Genomic DNA, 17352 nt, shown 5'->3' with positions numbered 1-17352 from the left:
CTGCCTTTGACTTGTCAAAGTACGCACTATTCAGTAAGATCCGCCGTCTTATTTATCAGGGCGGCCCCTGAGGCTATAAAGAATGAAAACTTTTACTGCTAAACCGGAAACAGTTAAGCGCGACTGGTTTGTCGTCGACGCTGCAGGTCAGACCCTGGGTCGTCTGGCTACCGAAGTTGCAAGCCGTCTGCGTGGCAAGCACAAGCCTGAATACACTCCGCACGTTGATACCGGCGACTACATCGTCATCATCAACGCTGAGCAGATTCGCGTTACCGGTGCCAAGACCACTGACAAGATGTACTACTCCCACTCCGGTTTCCCGGGCGGCATCAAGTCGATCAACTTCGAAAAGTTGATCGCTAAAGCCCCTGAGCGCGTGATCGAGACTGCGGTTAAAGGCATGCTGCCGAAGAACCCGCTGGGTCGCGACATGTATCGTAAGCTGAAAGTGTATGCGGGCGCTGCTCACCCCCACACTGCTCAGCAGCCCCAAGAACTGAAGTTTTAACGGAATAGTTCATTATGTCGGCGACTCAAAATTACGGCACTGGCCGTCGCAAGACTGCAACCGCTCGCGTTTTCCTGCGTGCGGGCACTGGCAAAATCTCCATCAACAATCGCACTCTTGATGGTTTCTTCGGTCGCGAAACTGCCCGCATGGTAGTTCGTCAGCCGCTGGAACTGGTTGAGATGACCGAGAAGTTCGATATCTTCGTTACCGTTATCGGTGGCGGCGTAAGTGGCCAGGCTGGCGCAATCCGCCACGGCATCACCCGCGCCCTGATGGACTACGACGAAGCTCTGCGTCCTGCACTGCGTAAAGCCGGCTTCGTGACTCGCGATGCCCGTGAAGTTGAACGTAAGAAGGTTGGTCTGCGTAAAGCGCGTAAGCGTCCGCAGTACTCCAAGCGTTAATTCGCTACCTGCGTTCCAAAAACGCCCAGTTTCCTTTCGGAACTGGGCGTTTTTTATGGGCAATGATTTAGTCTGCGGCATCATGCCGCAGCAGTGAGTGCCGTGATTTGCAAGGCGTTGCGTCCCTTATGACTGGGTAATTACCTTGTCAGTAAAGGGGCTTTTCTTTACCATTCGGCAACTTTTTGTGCGATCTGAAACTTACCGAGTATAGGCCTGCTTAAAAGGCCATAAAGCTGATGGGAGACGACTGAATGAGCAATGACGGCGTGAATGCAGGCCGGCGTCGCTTTCTGGTAGCGGCCACCTCTGTGGTGGGCGCTGCAGGAGCGGTGGGTGCCGCGGTCCCGTTCGTAGGGTCCTGGTTCCCAAGCGCCAAGGCTAAAGCTGCCGGAGCACCTGTAAAGGTGAACGTCAGCAAGATCGAGCCTGGCCAGCAGATGGTTGCCGAGTGGCGGGGGCAGCCGGTGTTTATCGTGCGCCGTACCGAGGAGATCCTCAGCAACCTGGTCAAGCTTGAGCCGCAACTGGCCGACTTTGACTCCAAGGCGTCTGAGCAGCCGAGCTATGTCGATCCGAAAACCCGTTCGATCAAGCCGGAATTGCTGCTGCTGGTAGGTCTGTGCACCCACCTGGGTTGTGCGCCGTCCTTCCGTCCGGAAGTGGCGCCTGCTGACCTAGGTGCTGAATGGGTTGGTGGTTACTTTTGCCCATGCCACGGTTCGCGTTACGACCTCGCAGGTCGCGTGTACAAGGCTCAGCCTGCACCCTTGAACCTGCCGGTGCCGCCGCACACGTACGAGACGGATGATGTGATCATCATCGGTGTGGATCAGGAGCAAGCATGATGAGTAAATTCATGGAATGGGTCGATGCACGCTTTCCCGCGACCAAGATGTGGGAAGACCATCTGTCCAAGTACTACGCCCCAAAGAACTTCAACTTCTTCTACTTCTTCGGCTCCCTGGCACTGCTGGTGCTGGTCAATCAGATCGTTACCGGTATCTGGCTGACCATGAGCTACACCCCGTCGGCTGAACAGGCGTTTGCCTCGGTCGAATACATCATGCGTGATGTGGAGTACGGCTGGATCCTGCGCTACCTGCACTCCACCGGTGCTTCGGCGTTCTTCGTGGTGGTCTACCTGCACATGTTCCGCGGTCTGCTCTACGGCTCTTATCAGAAGCCGCGTGAGTTGGTGTGGATCTTCGGCATGCTGATCTACCTGATGCTGATGGCAGAAGCCTTTATGGGTTACTTGCTGCCGTGGGGCCAGATGTCCTACTGGGGCGCCCAGGTGATCATCTCGCTGTTTGGTGCCATTCCGGTGATCGGTGCGGACCTGACTCAGTGGATTCGTGGTGACTACCTGATTTCCGGGATTACCCTGAACCGCTTCTTCGCCCTGCACGTTGTGGCGCTGCCGATCGTGATTCTCGGTCTGGTGGTTCTGCACATCCTGGCGCTGCACGAAGTTGGTTCGAACAACCCGGACGGCGTCGACATCAAGAAGAAGAAAGACGAGAACGGCATTCCGCTCGACGGCATCGCCTTCCACCCGTACTACACCGTGAAAGATATCGTCGGTGTCGTGGTGTTCCTGTTTGTCTTCTGCTTCGTGATCTTCTTCTTCCCGGAAATGGGCGGTTATTTCCTCGAGAAGCCGAACTTCGAAGCGGCCAACCCGTTCAAGACCCCTGAGCACATTGCCCCGGTTTGGTACTTCACTCCGTTCTACGCGATTCTGCGTGCGGTGCCGGACAAGCTGCTCGGTGTAATCGCCATGGGCGGCGCTATCGCGGTGCTGTTCGTGCTGCCGTGGCTGGATCGTAGTCCGGTCAAGTCCATGCGATACAAGGGCTGGATGAGCAAGGTCTGGCTGCTGATCTTCTGCGTATCCTTCGTGATTCTCGGCGTGTTGGGCGTGTTGTCGCCAACCCCAGGTCGTACGCTGCTGTCGCAGGTGTGTACCTTCCTGTACTTCGCGTACTTCATCCTGATGCCGTTCTATACCAAACTCGAGAAGACCAAACCGGTTCCGGAAAGGGTGACTGGCTGATGAAGAAGCTATTTGCTGCACTCGTAATTGCTGCAATGCCGGCGCTGGCTTTGGGCGCTGGTAGTGGCTACCCACTGGATAAAGTGGATATCGATCTGGCTGATAAAGCGGCTCTGCAGGATGGCGCGCGTACGTTCGCCAACTACTGCATGGGTTGCCACTCGGCGCAGTATCAGCGCTATGAGCGTGTTGCTGATGACATTGGCGTTCCGCATGAAGTCATGCTGGATAACTTGGTGTTCACTGGCGCCAAGATTGGCGAGCACATGAACATCGGCATGAAGCCGGCTGACGCCAAGGCCTGGTTTGGTGCTGCGCCGCCCGACCTGACTCTGGTTGCTCGTGTGCGTGGTAACGACTGGTTGTACACCTACCTGCGTACCTTCTATGACGATCCAACTCGTCCGCTGGGTGCCAACAACAAGGTATTCCCGAACGTCGGCATGCCGAACGTTTTGGTCGGCCTGCAGGGTAAGCAGGTGATTGGTTGCAAGCAGGTACAAGTGGTTGAAGACGGCAAGAAGCTGTTCGATCCGCTGACCGGCACGCCAATCACTCACGAAGCCTGTGACCAGCTGACTGTTGAGCCGAAGACCGGCACGCTGAGCACTGAAGAGTTCGACGAGAAGATCCAGAACCTGGTGACCTTCCTCGCGTACTCGGCTAACCCGGTCAAGTTGAAAAGTCAGCGTATCGGTACCTACGTTCTGCTGTATCTTGCCTTCTTCTTCGTATTCGCCTATCTGCTCAAGCGCGAGTACTGGAAGGACGTGCATTAATCCGTTGCATCTCCGCTGTTGACCTGCGCGCCCCTTTGGGCGCGCAGGTCTTTCTGCTTCACATAACTTTATAAGCGAGGAGGACCGCCATGGGCGTGACCAATCGGTTGGCCTGTTACTCCGACCCCGCCGACCACTATTCCCACCGCGTACGCATTGTGCTCGCCGAGAAGGGTGTCAGCGCCGAGATCATCAGTGTCGAAAAGGGCCGTTATCCGGCCAAGCTGCTGGAGGTTAACCCCTACGCCAGCCTGCCGACCCTGGTGGATCGCGATTTGGCTCTGTATGAGTCGACTGTGGTGATGGAATACCTGGATGAGCGTTATCCGCATCCGCCGCTGTTGCCGGTGTACCCGGTGGCTCGGGCCAATAGCCGTCTGCTGATTCATCGCATCCAGCGTGACTGGTGCGCGCAGGTGGACCTGATTCTCGACCCGCGCAGCAAAGAGCCGGCTCGTGCCCTGGCGCGCAAAGAGCTGCGCGAGAGCCTGACAGGCGTGTCGCCGCTGTTTGCCGACAAGGCGTATTTTCTCAGTGAGGAATTGAGTCTGGTGGACTGCTGTCTGCTGCCGATTCTTTGGCGTTTGCCGATTCTGGGGATAGAGTTGCCAAAGCCGGCCAAGCCGTTACTGGACTACATGGATCGTCAGTTCGCTCGTGAAGCGTTCCAGGCCAGTCTGTCGCCTGTCGAACGTGATATGCGTTAACCCGAGGAGGTAGTGATGAAGTCGAGTCGTCCTTATCTGGTTCGTGCCCTCTATGAGTGGATCGTGGACAACGACTGCACCCCGCACTTGCTGGTCAACGCTGAGTTTGCCGGTGTGCAGGTGCCTGCCGGGTTTGCCAGTGATGGCCAGATCGTCCTGAATGTCTCGCCGACTGCCGTGCGTCATCTGCATATGGACAACGAGGCGGTGAGCTTCGAGGGGCGTTTTGCCGGGGTTCCGCAAAGCCTGTATATCCCTGCAGCCGCCGTGCTGGCGATCTATGCGCGGGAGAATGGCCAGGGCATGGTGTTTGATGCGGAGTCGTCGATGCTCGATGGTGATGAGATCGAAGATCCGGATGAGCAAAGCCCGCCGGATGATGAGCCGCCACGCCCCAGTGGCAGGCCCAGTCTGAAAGTGGTCAAGTAAACATAAAAAAGGCGATCCGAGGATCGCCTTTTTTATTGCCTGCCATTTTCTGTTATCTGCGGTGAGTCAGTTGCTGTACTGAAACAGCTTCACCACTTTCTGCACGCCGGAGACGCTTTGCACCAGGTTGGTGGCGTGGGTGGCTTCGGCCTGCGAGACCACGCCGAGCATATAAACGATGCCGTTCTCGGTGATCACCTTGATGCGCGAGCCGGGCACGCTGCTGTCGGCGAGCATCTGGGTCTTGATGCGGCTGGTCAGTAGCGAATCGTTGCTGCGCACCAGTAGCGAGGTGGGCTTCAGCACCTGCAGTTCGTTATGCACCTTCTTCACGTTGTTGACCTTGCGCGCGGCCTGCTCGGCCATAGCCTTGAGGTCGCTGCGTGGCGTTTGGCCGGCGAGCAGTACCACGCCGTTGTAGCTGGTAACCACGATGCGCGAAGTCGGGCTGGTCAGGTCGATATGTGCGCGGGCAACGCTGGAGCTGACCTCGGAGGGGATGAACTGGTCGTCGATCTTGTTACCGACGCTGCGGTTACCGCAGCCCGCTAGGGCGAGGGTCAGTGCCAGAGCGGCGAGGATCAGTGGTGAACGGGTCATTCTTCACTCCCAAACAGTTGGCTATCGATCAGGTCGCACAGGCAGTGGATGGCCAGCAGGTGGACTTCCTGAATGCGTGCGGTGACTTTCGAGGGGACGCGGATTTCCACGTCTTCCGGCAGCAGCAGCGAGGCCATGCCGCCGCCATCGCGGCCGGTGAGGGCTACGACGGTCATCTCGCGGTCGTGAGCGGCCTGGATGGCCTGGATCACGTTTGCCGAGTTGCCGCTGGTGGAAATTGCCAGCAGCACGTCGCCGGGCTGACCGAGCGCGCGAATTTGTTTGGAAAAGATCTCGTTGTAGCTGTAGTCGTTGGCAATCGAGGTGATGGTCGAGCTGTCGGTGGTCAGGGCGATGGCCGGCAAGCTCGGGCGCTCGCGCTCGAAGCGGTTGAGCAGCTCGGAGGAAAAATGCTGGGCATCGCCAGCTGAGCCGCCATTGCCGCACGTGAGGATCTTGCCCTCGCTGAGCAGTGCCTGAACCATGGCCAGGCTGCCTTGCTCGATAAAGGGGATGAGCACTTCCATGGCCTGCTGCTTGGTTTCAATGCTGGCTTGGAACAGGTGGCGAATACGGGCTTGCATGTCCATTGGAGATATAACCTTCAGTGTGGCTTCTGTTCAGGTATCAAAGGCGTTTTGAATCCAGTCCAGTTGCGCGGGGGCTTGGCTGTCGGCGTTTATGGCAATCACATCAAAACGGCATGGGTACTTGGCCCAGCGTGATTCTTGTTGCAGGAAGTGCTGAGCGGCGCGGCTGAGTTTCTCACGTTTGCGTGCATCCACGCTCTCTGCTGCGCCGCCCCAGGCGCTATGGCGCCGATAGCGAACTTCTACGAATACTACTGTATCGGCGTCGAGCATGACCAGATCGAGCTCGCCGAGGCGGCAGCGCCAGTTCTGTGCCAGCAGGCGCAGGCCATGCTGTTCGAGATGCTGCCGCGCCTGGGCTTCGGCAGCATCTCCGCGTTGTTGCGTGCTTATACGTTCGCTCAATTGATGCTGTCGGGCAGCGGCTGGACCTGGCCATCACGGAACTCGGCCCAGGGCAGTTGCCGCTCGATGCGCTGGCTCGGGTTCAGGCTCAGGTTGCCGGACAGGCCTTGCAGGCGGGTCTCGGGCAGGGCCTTGAGCTGGTTCAGGCGTGGTGCCAGCTGGAAGGCATCAGCGCCCATGGCGTAGAGGCGGCCGAGGCTGCCGCCGGCCTGCGGCCACTGCGTGCTGGCCTGCTGGCGAAGCGGGTCGTTGACGTTCAGCAGCCAGGGCGTTTCACAGAACATGATGCCGTTGAGGTCGATGTACTGCGCCTGGTTGTAAGTGCCGGTAAACAGGTGCGAAGTGGCATACACCGGTACATCACCGGCGTACTGGAAGGCCAGGGTCGGCTTGATCTGCTGGGCCTGCTGTGGAGTAGCGGCGAGGAAAATAAAGTCGACATCACGGCGGCGCGACGGGGCGGCGGCCACCGAGGTGCCTAGGTTGTTTTGCAGGCGCTTGCTGCGGGCTTCGCTTTCGCGCAGTTGGAACAGATCGGCGATCTGCCGGGCCAGTTCGACCGGCTGATCAACATGCTCGGCGGCGATCAGGGTGCCGCCCTGGGCTTGCCAGCTTTGGCGGAAGGCGGTGAGCACGCGGTCGCCCCATTCGCCGTTGGGCACCAGCGCCACGGCGCGGCGCATGCCATCGGCCCAGGCGCGGCGGGCGACTTCGCGGGCTTCGTCCTCGGCGGCGAGGCCGAACTGGAACAGTTGCGCAGGGCCTTCCTGGCTGCCTTCGCTGTAGTTCAGGGCCAGGGTGGTGATGGGCAGCTGTTCACGGCTGCTCAGCTGGCTGACCAGGTTCTTTTCCAGTGGGCCGATCACCAGCTGTACGCCGGCGGCTTGGGCCTGGGCGTAGAAGGCGTCCATCGAGCCGATACGCGAGCTGTCGAAAATCTGAATGTTCGGTGGGTTCTGTCCGGCTTGCTGCGCTTGGTAGTGAGCAGCGAGGAAGCCGTCACGCAGGGCGCGGGCCACGCTGGCCAGCTGGCCATCCTGTGGCAGCAGCAGGGCAATCTCAGTCAGCGGTTGGCTGGAGAGTTTTTTCAGCTCGACCAGCGCCTGCGGCAGTTGTTGCGCGGCAGGGTGCTGCGGGTTTGCTGCGACCCAGGCATCAATAGCGGTTTGCTGCTGCTCCAGGGTGCCGGCGCTCTTGGAGGCGCGGGCCAGTTCCAGCCAGCCGTCGAGGTCAGCATCACCACTGGCTTGCAGTTCGCTTTGTGGCAGGCTGGAAACCAGAGTCCAGATGGTTTCCTGATTGTGCGCGGCGCTGGCGCCGCTGAGCAGCGGGGCGATATAGGCGCGCTCGCGTGCTGCGGCCAAGGTTTGCCCGGTGGCCTGCAGGGCGTTGGCGCGTACCAGCTGGCTGCGTACCTGCTGTTCAACCGGCAGCTCGCCGAGGCGTTCCATGCTCGGGTGACTGAGGGCGCGCAGGGCGGCTTTGGGTTTGTCGCGGCTCATGTCCAGCTCAGCGCGCAGGGTGCTGGCGTAGATCTGCTGGGCCGGTTTCAGGCTTTCCAGCTGCACCTGTTCAAGAATGCTGCTGGCGCGAGTCAGGTCTTTCTGCTTATAGGCCAGGTCGGCTGCCGAGAGGCGCAGTGCTGCGGCTTGCTCGATGGGGCTTTCGGCCGCTTGCTGCAGCAGTTGTTCGATGCTGGCTTGTGGCGTGCGTGGCAGCTCGCCCAGAGTCGATGAGGGCTGGCTGGCACAGGCTACGAGCAGACCGGCGAGGCAGAGGATGGAAAGGGCGCGCAGGCGGGCGATCAGGCGGGTGGGCATGTAGGGCGTTCCTGATACTTGATCAAATTGAGCGTCGAATTGTACCCAAGCCCGCCGGGTGACGCGATGTCGAAGGTTGGAAACGGGCTACAATGCGCGCTTTGCTGATTTTGAGAGGCCTGTGCTGTGACCACTTCCGCTGCTGCGAATTCGCCTTTGGGCAGTCTTTATGTGGTTGCTACACCCATTGGCAACCTGGATGACATCAGCGCGCGAGCGCTGACTATCCTGCGCAGCGTGGCTCTGATTGCCGCAGAAGATACCCGCCATTCCGCACGGCTAATGCAGCACTTTGGCATCGGCACGCCGCTGGCAGCATGCCATGAGCACAATGAGCGCGATCAGGGCGGACGCTTTCTCGCACGATTGCTGGCGGGTGACGATGTGGCGCTGATCTCCGATGCAGGTACGCCGCTGATTTCCGATCCCGGTTATCACCTGGTGCGCCAGGCGCGTGCTGCCGGCATTGCGGTGGTGCCCGTGCCAGGGGCTTGCGCATTGATTGCTGCACTGTCTGCTGCGGGCTTGCCGTCGGATCGCTTTATTTTCGAAGGTTTTCTGCCCGCCAAGGCGGCAGGACGGCGCGCTCGGCTTGAGCAGGTAAAGGAAGAGCCGCGTACGCTGATCTTCTATGAGGCGCCGCACCGTATTCTTGAGTGTCTGCAGGATATGCAGGCGGTATTTGGTGATGAGCGCCCGGCGTTGCTGGCGCGTGAGTTGACCAAGACCTTCGAGACACTCAAAGGCATGCCGCTGGCTGAGCTGGCCGCTTGGGTGGCTGGCGACAGCAATCAGCAGCGCGGCGAGTGTGTGGTGCTGGTCGCGGGTTGGCAGGCGCCGGAAGGCGAGGAGGCTGTCAGTGCCGAAGCCATGCGTGTGTTGAATCTGCTGTTGGCGGAAATGCCGCTGAAACGCGCGGCAGCGCTGGCGGCGGAGATCACCGGGGTGCGCAAGAACTTGCTCTATCAGGTGGCCCTGGAGCAGCAGAAAGACGTTTAAACCTTGTTCTATAGGGCGCGGGCCGTTAACCTTGCCCGCGGAGAGTCGATCGGACAGTCGCTGCCGTGTTGCGTTCTGCGTAATACGGGGGAGGAAAGTCCGGGCTCCATAGGGCGGAGTGCCAGGTAACGCCTGGGAGGCGTGAGCCTACGGAAAGTGCCACAGAAAATAACCGCCTAAGCGCTTCGGTGCCGGTAAGGGTGAAAAGGTGCGGTAAGAGCGCACCGCGCGACTGGTAACAGTTCGTGGCTAGGCAAACCCCACTCGGAGCAAGACCAAATAGGGTTCCATTGGCGTGGCCCGCGCTGGAACCGGGTAGGTTGCTAAAGGCGTGCAGTGATGTACGTCGTAGAGGAATGACTGTCCTCGACAGAACCCGGCTTACAGATCGACTCTCCACCTTCCTCATTTATCCGCTTCACTGTTTCGCCTCCTTTCTAAGACCGAAAAAATCTTACTCTTAACAAACTACTTTAACTTCGCAGTTCAACGCGCTGCATGTGCTCATTTTTATATCCGTTTCTTCGCGTTATTTCTCCGTTTTGCCCCTCTCAAAGTTCGCTAAATCGCCGTTCTATAAGGATTTTTCCCGCCAAGCGTGCCTTGACGGTGGGGGGCGTGCGTTCCTATAGTGTGCGCGAGTGGTAGGAAGTGGCAGAAAGTGGGTTTCTTAGGCATGGATAGCTAATAAAAAGGGGTAGCGCGATCGTGTTTCGCGGAGCAAACGCCATCAGTCTCGACGCCAAAGGGCGACTCGCGATGCCAAGTCGGTATCGGGACGAGCTTGTGTCGCGTTGCGCCGGCCAGCTCATCGTCACGATTGATGCCATCGACCCCTGCCTCTGTGTCTATCCTCTGGCCGAGTGGGAGCTGATTGAAGCCAAGCTCCGCGAGCTCGCCTCCTTCCGTGAAGAAAACCGCCGCCTGCAGCGTTTGCTGATCGGCAACGCTGTTGACCTTGAGCTGGATGCCAGTGGTCGTTTCCTGGTACCGCCGCGTCTGCGCGAGTACGCCAAGCTGGACAAGCGCGCGATGCTGGTCGGCCAACTCAATAAATTCCAACTGTGGGATGAAGATGCCTGGAATGCTGTGGCCGATGCCGATCTGGCCGCGATCAAGCAACCGGGTGCTCTGTCCGACGACCTACGTGACCTGATCCTGTGACCATGACCAGCAATTTCCGCCACATCACCGTGCTACTCGACGAGGCTGTCGAAGGGCTGGCTGTGCGCGCGAATGGTTGCTACCTGGATGGCACTTTTGGTCGCGGCGGGCACAGCCGGCTGATCCTGGAAAAACTTGGGCCAGAGGGTCGCTTGCTAGGGTTTGACAAGGATCCCCTGGCAATCGCGACGGGAAATGCGCTGGCGGCCGAAGACGGCCGCTTTGTCGTTGTGCAGCGCAGCTTTGCCGAGCTGGGCGCCGAGCTGGCGCAGCGCGCGCTGGGCGGTCAGGTCAGTGGCATTCTGCTAGATCTGGGTGTGTCATCGCCGCAGCTGGATGACGCCGAGCGCGGCTTCAGTTTTATGAATGACGGCCCGCTGGATATGCGCATGAACCCGGATGCCGGCGTCAGCGCCGCAGACTTCATTGCCAGCGCCGCCGAAGAAGAAATTGCCCGGGTGTTCAAGGAATACGGCGAAGAACGCTTTGCCAAGCGCATGGCTCGTGCAGTGGTCCTGCGCCGCGCCGAGCAGCCGTTTACCCGCACCGCCGACCTGGCTCAGGTGCTGACCGTTGCCAATCCGGCTTGGGAGAAGGGCAAGAATCCGGCAACGCGCGCCTTTCAGGGCCTGCGCATCTATATCAATAACGAACTGGGTGATCTGGAGAGCGGCCTCGACGCGGCGCTGGAAAGCCTCGAAGTGGGTGGCCGCCTGGTGGTGATCAGCTTCCACTCGCTGGAAGACCGCATCGTCAAACTCTTTATGCGCAAGCATGCCAAGGGTGAGATGGACAAGCTGCCGCGCGATCTGCCGATCATCCCGAAAGCCTTCGAGCCGCGCCTGAAGCTGATCGGCAAACCGGTATTCGCCTCCGAAGCCGAGCTTGCCGCCAATCCGCGTTCGCGCAGCGCTGTAATGCGCATTGCCGAGAAAGTGCGATGAGCGCGCCCTTTGCCAAGCCATTGCCCGGCGGCAGCCTGCTGATGCTGCTGTTGTTTGTGGCTGTGTTGGTGTCTGCGGTGGGAGTTTCCTACAGCGCGCACTGGAATCGTCAGCTGCTCAATGAGCTGTATGCCGAACTGAGCGTGCGTGACAAGTCGCAGGCTGAGTGGGGGCGGCTGATCCTCGAGCAAAGCACCTGGACGGCGCACAACCGTATCGAAACCCTGGCCACTGAGCGCCTGAGCATGCGTATCCCGGATGCCGCCGAAGTGCGCATGGTGGCGCCATGATGGGTCTTGAAGGCGCACTCTACCCTTGGCGTTTCCGCCTGGTGCTGCTGCTGCTGGCACTGATGGTGGGTGCGATTGCCTGGCGTATTGTCGACCTGCAAGTGTTCGATCAGAGCTTCCTGCAGGCCCATGGCGATGCGCGCAGCGTGCGCCATATTCCTATTCCGGCGCACCGTGGTCTGATCACCGACCGCAATGGCGAGCCGTTGGCCGTCAGCACACCGGTGACCACTCTGTGGGCCAACGGCAAGGAGCTGCAGAGCGGCAAGGCCAAGTGGAATGAACTGGCGGCCGCCCTGGGTCAGGAACCAAAAGCCTTTAACGTGCGCTTGCAGGCCAATGCCGAGCGCGAATTTATGTACCTGGTGCGCGGGCTGACGCCTGAGCAAGGTCAGCGCATTCTCGACCTGAAAGTGCCGGGCGTGTACGGCATCGAAGAATTCCGCCGTTTCTATCCAGCGGGTGAAGTTGCCGCTCATGTGGTGGGTTTTACCGATATCGATGACCGCGGCCGCGAAGGCATGGAGCTGGCCTTTGAAGACTGGCTGGCCGGCGTGCCCGGCAAGCGCCAGGTGCTCAAGGACCGGCGCGGACGGCTAATCAAGGACGTCCAGGTTGCACAGAATGCCAAGGCCGGTAAGGCCTTGGCATTGTCGATTGACCTGCGCCTGCAATACCTGGCCCATCGCGAGCTGCGCAACGCCGTCACCGAATTCGGCGCCAAGGCCGGCAGCCTGGTGCTGCTCGACGTGCAGACCGGCGAAGTGCTGGCGATGGTCAATCAGCCGACCTACAACCCGAACAACCGTCGCAACCTGCAGCCGGCGGCCATGCGCAACCGGGCGATGATCGATGTGTTCGAGCCTGGTTCGACCGTCAAGCCATTCTCTATCGCCGCCGCCCTGGGCTCGGGCCGCTGGACCCCGGAAATGACTGTGGACACCGCGCCCGGCAGCCTGCGCATCGGTCGCTACACCATCCGTGATGTGTCGCGCGGTGGCGTACTCAACCTGACCCAGATTCTGATGAAGTCGAGCAACGTCGGCATCAGCAAGGTGGCCTTCGATATCGGCGCCGAGCCGATCTACGCCGTGATGCAGCAAGTCGGCCTGGGCCAGGACACTGGTTTGAGCTTCCCCGGTGAGCGCGTCGGCAATCTGCCCAACTACCGCGTCTGGAAGCAGGCCGAGACCGCCACCCTGGCCTACGGCTACGGCCTCTCGGTGACCGCCGTGCAATTGGCGCACGCCTACTCGGTGCTGGCCAACGACGGCAAGAACGTAAACCTGTCGATGGTGCGCCTGGATCGCCAGCCGGTTACTACCCAAGTAATTGATGAGCAGATCGCCAAGACCGTGCTCGGCATGCTCCAGGCCGTGGTTGAAGAGCCGGGCGGCGGCGGCGCGCGGGCCAAGGTGCCGGGCTACCACGTCGGCGGCAAAAGCGGCACCGCACGTAAAGCCGCTACCGGCAGCAAGGGCTATGTCGACAAGGCCTATCGCTCGTTCTTCGCCGGTGTTGCACCTATCGATAACCCACGTATTGCTGCGGTCATAATGATCGATGAGCCGGGCGAGGGCGGTTACTACGGCGGTCTGGTCGCCGCACCGGTGTTTGGCAAGGTGATGGCCGGTGCGCTGCGGCTGATGAACGTCGCTCCGGATAACCTGCCGGAACCCGAGCCAGTGAAGGTTGAAACCGCAGCTGTTGATCCCCTTAAAGGAGGGCGCATCTGATGCCTATGCCCCTTAATCAGTTGCTGCCGGAAGCCGCCAGCTCCACCCTGATTCGTGAATTGACCCTGGATAGCCGCAAGGTGCGTCCGGGCGATCTGTTTCTTGCCGTACCGGGCACCCAGCAAGACGGTCGCGTGCATATCGCTGATGCGGTTGCCCGTGGCGCCACCGCCGTGGCCTATGAGGCCGAAGGCGCTGCGGTCATGACTGCGCAAAGTGCCGAGCTAGTTGCGCTGAAAGGCCTGGCCAATCAGCTGTCGGCGATTGCCGGGCGCTTCTATGGCGAGCCAAGCCGTGGCCTGCACCTGATCGGCATCACCGGTACCAACGGCAAAACCAGCGTCAGCCAGTTGCTGGCTCAGGCGCTGGATTTGCTTGGCGAGCGCTGCGGCATCGTCGGCACCCTGGGTAATGGCTTTTACGGCGCGCTGGAGCAAGGCCGTCACACCACGCCTGATCCAATCGGCGTGCAGGCCACCTTGGCCGATATGAAAAACGCCGGTGCTCGCGCCGTGGCCATGGAAGTCTCGTCCCACGGTCTGCATCAGGGTCGCGTCGCTGCCCTGGCGTTTGATGTGGCGGTGTTGACCAACCTGTCGCGCGATCATCTGGATTACCACGGTTCGATGCAGGCCTACGCCGAGGCGAAAGCCGCGCTGTTCGCCTGGTCGGGCCTGCGTTGCCGCGTGCTTAACCTGGACGACGCCTTCGGTCGTCAACTGGCCGCTGCCGAGCACGAGTCGCGCCTGATCAGCTACAGCCTGATCGACGCCGACGCCTACCTGTATTGCCGCGACGCGCAGTTCGACGAGCAGGGCGTGCGCGCTAAGCTGGTTACCCCGCGTGGTGAAGGCAGCCTGCGCAGCTCGCTGCTCGGCCGCTTTAACCTGAGCAACCTGCTGGCTGTGGTCGGCGCGCTGCTTGGCCTGGATTACCCGCTGGATGAAATTCTCAAGGTGCTGCCACAGCTGCAGGGCCCAATTGGCCGTATGCAGCGTCTAGGTGGCGGTAAAAAGCCGTTGGTGGTGGTGGATTACGCGCACACCCCGGATGCTCTGGAAAAAGTTCTCGAAGCCCTGCGCCCGCACGTCAAAGGCCGTCTGCTGTGCCTGTTCGGTTGTGGTGGTGATCGCGACAGCGGCAAGCGCCCGCTGATGGCGGCGGTGGTCGAGCGTCTGGCTGATGCGGTGCTGGTGACCGATGACAACCCGCGCACTGAAAAGCCGGCACAGATTTTCAGCGATATCCGCGCCGGCTTTGTCAGCCCGGACTCGGTGCAGTTCGTTCATGGCCGTGGCCAGGCGATTGCCCAGCTGATTGCCGCTGCCAGTGCCGATGACGTGCTGGTCCTGGCCGGCAAGGGTCATGAGGACTACCAGGAAATCAACGGCGAGCGTCAGCCGTTCTCCGACCTGATCGAAGCTGCCAACGCTTTGGCGGCATGGGAGGTGGCGCATGCTTAAGGCGCTGCGGTTGAGCGAAGTGGCTGCACCATTGGCCGCCCGGGTGATCGGTGCGGACGTGGCATTCAGCGCCGTCAGCAGCGACAGCCGGGCGATTGCCGCTGGCCAGCTGTTTGTCGCCCTGGCCGGCCCACGCTTCGATGGTCATGACTACCTGGCCGAAGTCGCCGACAAAGGTGCAGTGGCTGCGCTGGTTGAGCGTGAAGTGGCGGATGCGCCGCTGCCGCAACTGCTGGTTGCCGATACCCGTCTGGCCCTTGGCCAACTGGGCGCGCTGAATCGTCAGGCGTTTAACGCGCCACTGGTGGCGATTACCGGTTCCAGCGGCAAGACCACCGTGAAAGAAATGCTCGCCAGTATCCTGCGTGAAGGCCTGCAAGGCCCGGTGCTGGCAACTCGCGGCAACCTGAATAACGACCTCGGCGCGCCGCTGACCCTGCTGGAACTGGCCCCTGAGCATGTCGCCGCAGTAATCGAACTGGGCGCCAACCATGTCGGCGAAATCGCCTACACCGTCGGCCTGACCCAGCCGCAGGTGGCCATTATCAACAATGCCGGTAACGCTCATGTCGGCGAGTTCGGCGGCCCGGAAAAGATTGTTCAGGCCAAAGGCGAAATCCTCGAAGGTCTGAGCGACAGCGGCGTGGCTGTGCTCAACCTCGACGACAGCGCTTTCTCCGTCTGGCAGCAACGTGCCCAGGGCCGTGCAATCAGCAGCTTCGCTCTGCGTAATTCAGCCGCTGACGTTTATGCCAGCGAGCTGGCCCGTGACGCCCGTGGCTGCTCGGCCTTTACCCTGCACTGCGCTAGCGGTCAGGCACGTATTCAGCTCAACCTGCTCGGCGAGCACAACGTCGCCAATGCCCTGGCCGCCGCTGCTGCAGCCCTGGCGCTGGGTATTACCCCTGCGGCGATCAAGGCTGGGCTGGAAAGCCTGCAGCCGGTCAAAGGCCGCGCCGTTGCGCAGATCGCAGCGAACGGCCTGCGAGTTATCGACGACAGCTACAACGCCAACCCGGCATCCGTCTGCGCCGCCATCGACATCCTCGCCGGCTTCCCTGGCCGCCGCGTGCTGGTGCTGGGCGATATCGGCGAGCTGGGCGAATGGGCCGAGCAAGGCCATCGCCAGGTCGGCAGCTATGCCGTTGGCAAAGTTGATGCGCTGTATGCCGTCGGCCCGCTGACGGCTCACGCAGTGTCGGAGTTTGGCGCGGCGGCTCGGCATTTTGCCGACCAGGCCAGCCTGATTGCTGCGCTGCAAGGCGAGCAGGGCGACACCACCCTTCTAATTAAAGGTTCACGCAGTGCGGCGATGGAAAAAGTCGTAGCGGCGCTGTGTGGCACATCCGGGGAGATTCACTAATGCTGCTGCTGCTGGCGGAATACCTGCAACAGTTCCACAAGGGTTTCGCAGTGTTTCAGTACCTGACACTGCGCGGCATCCTCGGCGTGCTGACGGCGCTGGCCCTGTCGCTGTGGCTCGGCCCATGGATGATCCGCACCCTGCAGATCCGCCAGATCGGCCAGTCGGTGCGCAACGACGGCCCGCAGTCGCACCTGTCGAAGAAGGGCACGCCCACCATGGGCGGCGCGCTGATTCTCTCGGCGATTGCCGTCAGCACCCTGCTCTGGGCTGACCTGACCAATCGCTATGTGTGGGTGGTGCTGGCCGTAACCCTGCTGTTTGGCGCCATTGGCTGGGTCGATGACTACCGCAAGGTGATCGAGAAGAACTCCAAAGGGCTGCCGAGCCGCTGGAAATACTTCTGGCAATCGGTGTTCGGCCTCGGTGCCGCGTTCTTCCTTTATATGACTGCGCAGAGCCCGGTGGAAACCACCCTGATTCTGCCGATGCTCAAGGACTTCAGCCTGGAGCTGGGCCTGGGCTTCGTGGTGCTGACCTACTTCGTCATCGTCGGTTCGAGCAACGCGGTCAACCTGACTGACGGCCTCGACGGCCTGGCCATCCTGCCCACCGTGATGGTTGGCGGCGCGCTGGGGATCTTCTGCTACCTGTCGGGCAACGTGAAGTTCGCCGAATACCTGTTTATTCCCTACGTGCCGGGTGCGGGTGAGCTGATCGTGTTCTGCGCCGCGCTGGTTGGTGCTGGCCTCGGTTTCCTCTGGTTTAACACCTACCCGGCGCAAGTATTTATGGGCGATGTCGGCGCGTTGGCGCTGGGCGCGGCCCTGGGCACCATCGCGGTGATCGTCCGCCAGGAAGTGGTGCTGTTCATCATGGGCGGCATCTTCGTGGTGGAAACCCTGTCGGTGATCATCCAGGTCGCCAGCTTCAAGCTGACCGGCAAGCGCGTGTTCCGCATGGCGCCGATCCATCACCACTTTGAACTTAAAGGCTGGCCCGAGCCGCGCGTGATTGTGCGCTTCTGGATCATCACCGTGATTCTGGTGCTGATCGGCCTTGCCACCCTGAAGCTGCGTTGAGGAA

The 17352-nt window shown here is 60.7% G+C and carries 19 protein-coding genes and 1 other RNA gene; 16 read left to right on the top strand and 4 right to left on the bottom strand.

The genetic code is table 11. From position 1 onward, the window contains the following. The first annotated feature begins 82 nt into the window (after positions 1-82). The 7 genes from rplM (at position 83) to ACQ4LH_RS11465 (ending at position 4892) form a co-directional block, all read left to right on the top strand. Positions 83-511, top strand: coding sequence for a 50S ribosomal protein L13 (gene rplM, locus ACQ4LH_RS11495; RefSeq protein WP_090249152.1), 429 nt, complete (start codon positions 83-85; stop codon positions 509-511). Positions 512-525: 14 nt separating this feature from the next. Then, a complete protein-coding gene (gene rpsI / locus ACQ4LH_RS11490) occupies positions 526-918 on the top strand; it encodes a 30S ribosomal protein S9 (protein WP_090249150.1) in 393 nt (130 codons plus the stop codon). 254 nt (positions 919-1172) lie between these two features. Then, the gene (petA, locus tag ACQ4LH_RS11485; protein WP_430697287.1) at positions 1173-1766 is read left to right on the top strand and encodes a ubiquinol-cytochrome c reductase iron-sulfur subunit; all 594 of its coding nucleotides are present in this window, start codon (positions 1173-1175) and stop codon (positions 1764-1766) included. Continuing rightward, complete coding sequence (locus ACQ4LH_RS11480) at positions 1766-2977, top strand: cytochrome b (protein WP_430697430.1); 1212 nt, start codon at positions 1766-1768, stop codon at positions 2975-2977. The genes petA and ACQ4LH_RS11480 overlap by 1 nt, the downstream gene beginning before the upstream one ends. Beyond that, complete coding sequence (locus ACQ4LH_RS11475) at positions 2977-3756, top strand: cytochrome c1 (protein WP_430697286.1); 780 nt, start codon at positions 2977-2979, stop codon at positions 3754-3756. The genes ACQ4LH_RS11480 and ACQ4LH_RS11475 overlap by 1 nt, the downstream gene beginning before the upstream one ends. Positions 3757-3845: 89 nt before the next feature. Next, positions 3846-4463 (top strand): glutathione S-transferase N-terminal domain-containing protein, encoded by a 618-nt coding sequence (locus ACQ4LH_RS11470; RefSeq protein ID WP_430697285.1) that lies wholly within the window; start codon positions 3846-3848, stop codon positions 4461-4463. Positions 4464-4478: 15 nt separating this feature from the next. Further along, positions 4479-4892, top strand: coding sequence for a ClpXP protease specificity-enhancing factor (locus ACQ4LH_RS11465; RefSeq protein WP_430697284.1), 414 nt, complete (start codon positions 4479-4481; stop codon positions 4890-4892). Between the two features lie 66 nt (positions 4893-4958). Here ACQ4LH_RS11465 and ACQ4LH_RS11460 read toward each other — a convergent pair whose 3' ends face one another. From ACQ4LH_RS11460 to ACQ4LH_RS11445, 4 genes are read right to left on the bottom strand one after another with little or no spacing between them, the layout of a single operon-like run. Further along, positions 4959-5492, bottom strand: coding sequence for a BON domain-containing protein (locus ACQ4LH_RS11460; RefSeq protein WP_430697283.1), 534 nt, complete (start codon positions 5490-5492; stop codon positions 4959-4961). Next, positions 5489-6082 (bottom strand): phosphoheptose isomerase, encoded by a 594-nt coding sequence (locus ACQ4LH_RS11455; RefSeq protein WP_304866554.1) that lies wholly within the window; start codon positions 6080-6082, stop codon positions 5489-5491. The genes ACQ4LH_RS11460 and ACQ4LH_RS11455 overlap by 4 nt, the downstream gene beginning before the upstream one ends. A 30-nt stretch (positions 6083-6112) precedes the next feature. After that, the gene (locus ACQ4LH_RS11450; RefSeq protein WP_178124318.1) at positions 6113-6487 is read right to left on the bottom strand and encodes a YraN family protein; all 375 of its coding nucleotides are present in this window, start codon (positions 6485-6487) and stop codon (positions 6113-6115) included. Beyond that, complete coding sequence (locus tag ACQ4LH_RS11445) at positions 6484-8295, bottom strand: penicillin-binding protein activator (protein WP_430697429.1); 1812 nt, start codon at positions 8293-8295, stop codon at positions 6484-6486. Before ACQ4LH_RS11445 ends, ACQ4LH_RS11450 begins: the two co-directional genes overlap by 4 nt. A 168-nt stretch (positions 8296-8463) precedes the next feature. Here ACQ4LH_RS11445 and rsmI point away from each other — a divergent pair, with 168 nt between their 5' ends. The 9 genes from rsmI to mraY all read left to right on the top strand — a co-directional run bounded on the left by rsmI (position 8464) and on the right by mraY (position 17348). Then, positions 8464-9306 (top strand): 16S rRNA (cytidine(1402)-2'-O)-methyltransferase, encoded by an 843-nt coding sequence (gene rsmI / locus ACQ4LH_RS11440; protein WP_430697428.1) that lies wholly within the window; start codon positions 8464-8466, stop codon positions 9304-9306. A gap of 41 nt (positions 9307-9347) precedes the next feature. Then, an RNA gene (rnpB, locus tag ACQ4LH_RS11435) (RNase P RNA component class A) lies at positions 9348-9706 on the top strand. Positions 9707-10014: 308 nt separating this feature from the next. Beyond that, complete coding sequence (mraZ, locus tag ACQ4LH_RS11430) at positions 10015-10470, top strand: division/cell wall cluster transcriptional repressor MraZ (protein ID WP_069517860.1); 456 nt, start codon at positions 10015-10017, stop codon at positions 10468-10470. Positions 10471-10472: 2 nt separating this feature from the next. Beyond that, entirely contained in the window at positions 10473-11414 is a 942-nt protein-coding gene (gene rsmH / locus ACQ4LH_RS11425) for a 16S rRNA (cytosine(1402)-N(4))-methyltransferase RsmH (RefSeq protein WP_430697282.1), read from the top strand. Continuing rightward, a complete protein-coding gene (gene ftsL, locus ACQ4LH_RS11420; RefSeq protein ID WP_430697281.1) occupies positions 11411-11704 on the top strand; it encodes a cell division protein FtsL in 294 nt (97 codons plus the stop codon). The genes rsmH and ftsL overlap by 4 nt, the downstream gene beginning before the upstream one ends. After that, on the top strand, positions 11701-13440 hold the full coding sequence (locus tag ACQ4LH_RS11415; RefSeq protein WP_430697280.1) for a peptidoglycan D,D-transpeptidase FtsI family protein: 1740 nt from the start codon (positions 11701-11703) through the stop codon (positions 13438-13440). The genes ftsL and ACQ4LH_RS11415 overlap by 4 nt, the downstream gene beginning before the upstream one ends. Next, positions 13440-14903, top strand: a complete 1464-nt coding sequence (locus ACQ4LH_RS11410) for a UDP-N-acetylmuramoyl-L-alanyl-D-glutamate--2,6-diaminopimelate ligase (protein WP_430697279.1) — start codon at positions 13440-13442, stop codon at positions 14901-14903. The genes ACQ4LH_RS11415 and ACQ4LH_RS11410 overlap by 1 nt, the downstream gene beginning before the upstream one ends. After that, positions 14896-16266, top strand: coding sequence for a UDP-N-acetylmuramoyl-tripeptide--D-alanyl-D-alanine ligase (locus ACQ4LH_RS11405; protein WP_430697278.1), 1371 nt, complete (start codon positions 14896-14898; stop codon positions 16264-16266). Before ACQ4LH_RS11410 ends, ACQ4LH_RS11405 begins: the two co-directional genes overlap by 8 nt. Then, on the top strand, positions 16266-17348 hold the full coding sequence (gene mraY / locus ACQ4LH_RS11400) for a phospho-N-acetylmuramoyl-pentapeptide-transferase (protein WP_311089235.1): 1083 nt from the start codon (positions 16266-16268) through the stop codon (positions 17346-17348). Before ACQ4LH_RS11405 ends, mraY begins: the two co-directional genes overlap by 1 nt. Positions 17349-17352 lie beyond the last annotated feature (4 nt).

This window comes from Pseudomonas peli (assembly GCF_050563605.1).
In the GTDB taxonomy this organism is placed as follows: domain Bacteria; phylum Pseudomonadota; class Gammaproteobacteria; order Pseudomonadales; family Pseudomonadaceae; genus Aquipseudomonas; species Aquipseudomonas peli_A.
Note: the sequence above shows the minus strand (reverse complement) of the source record. Positions and strands in the feature narration are given on the sequence as shown.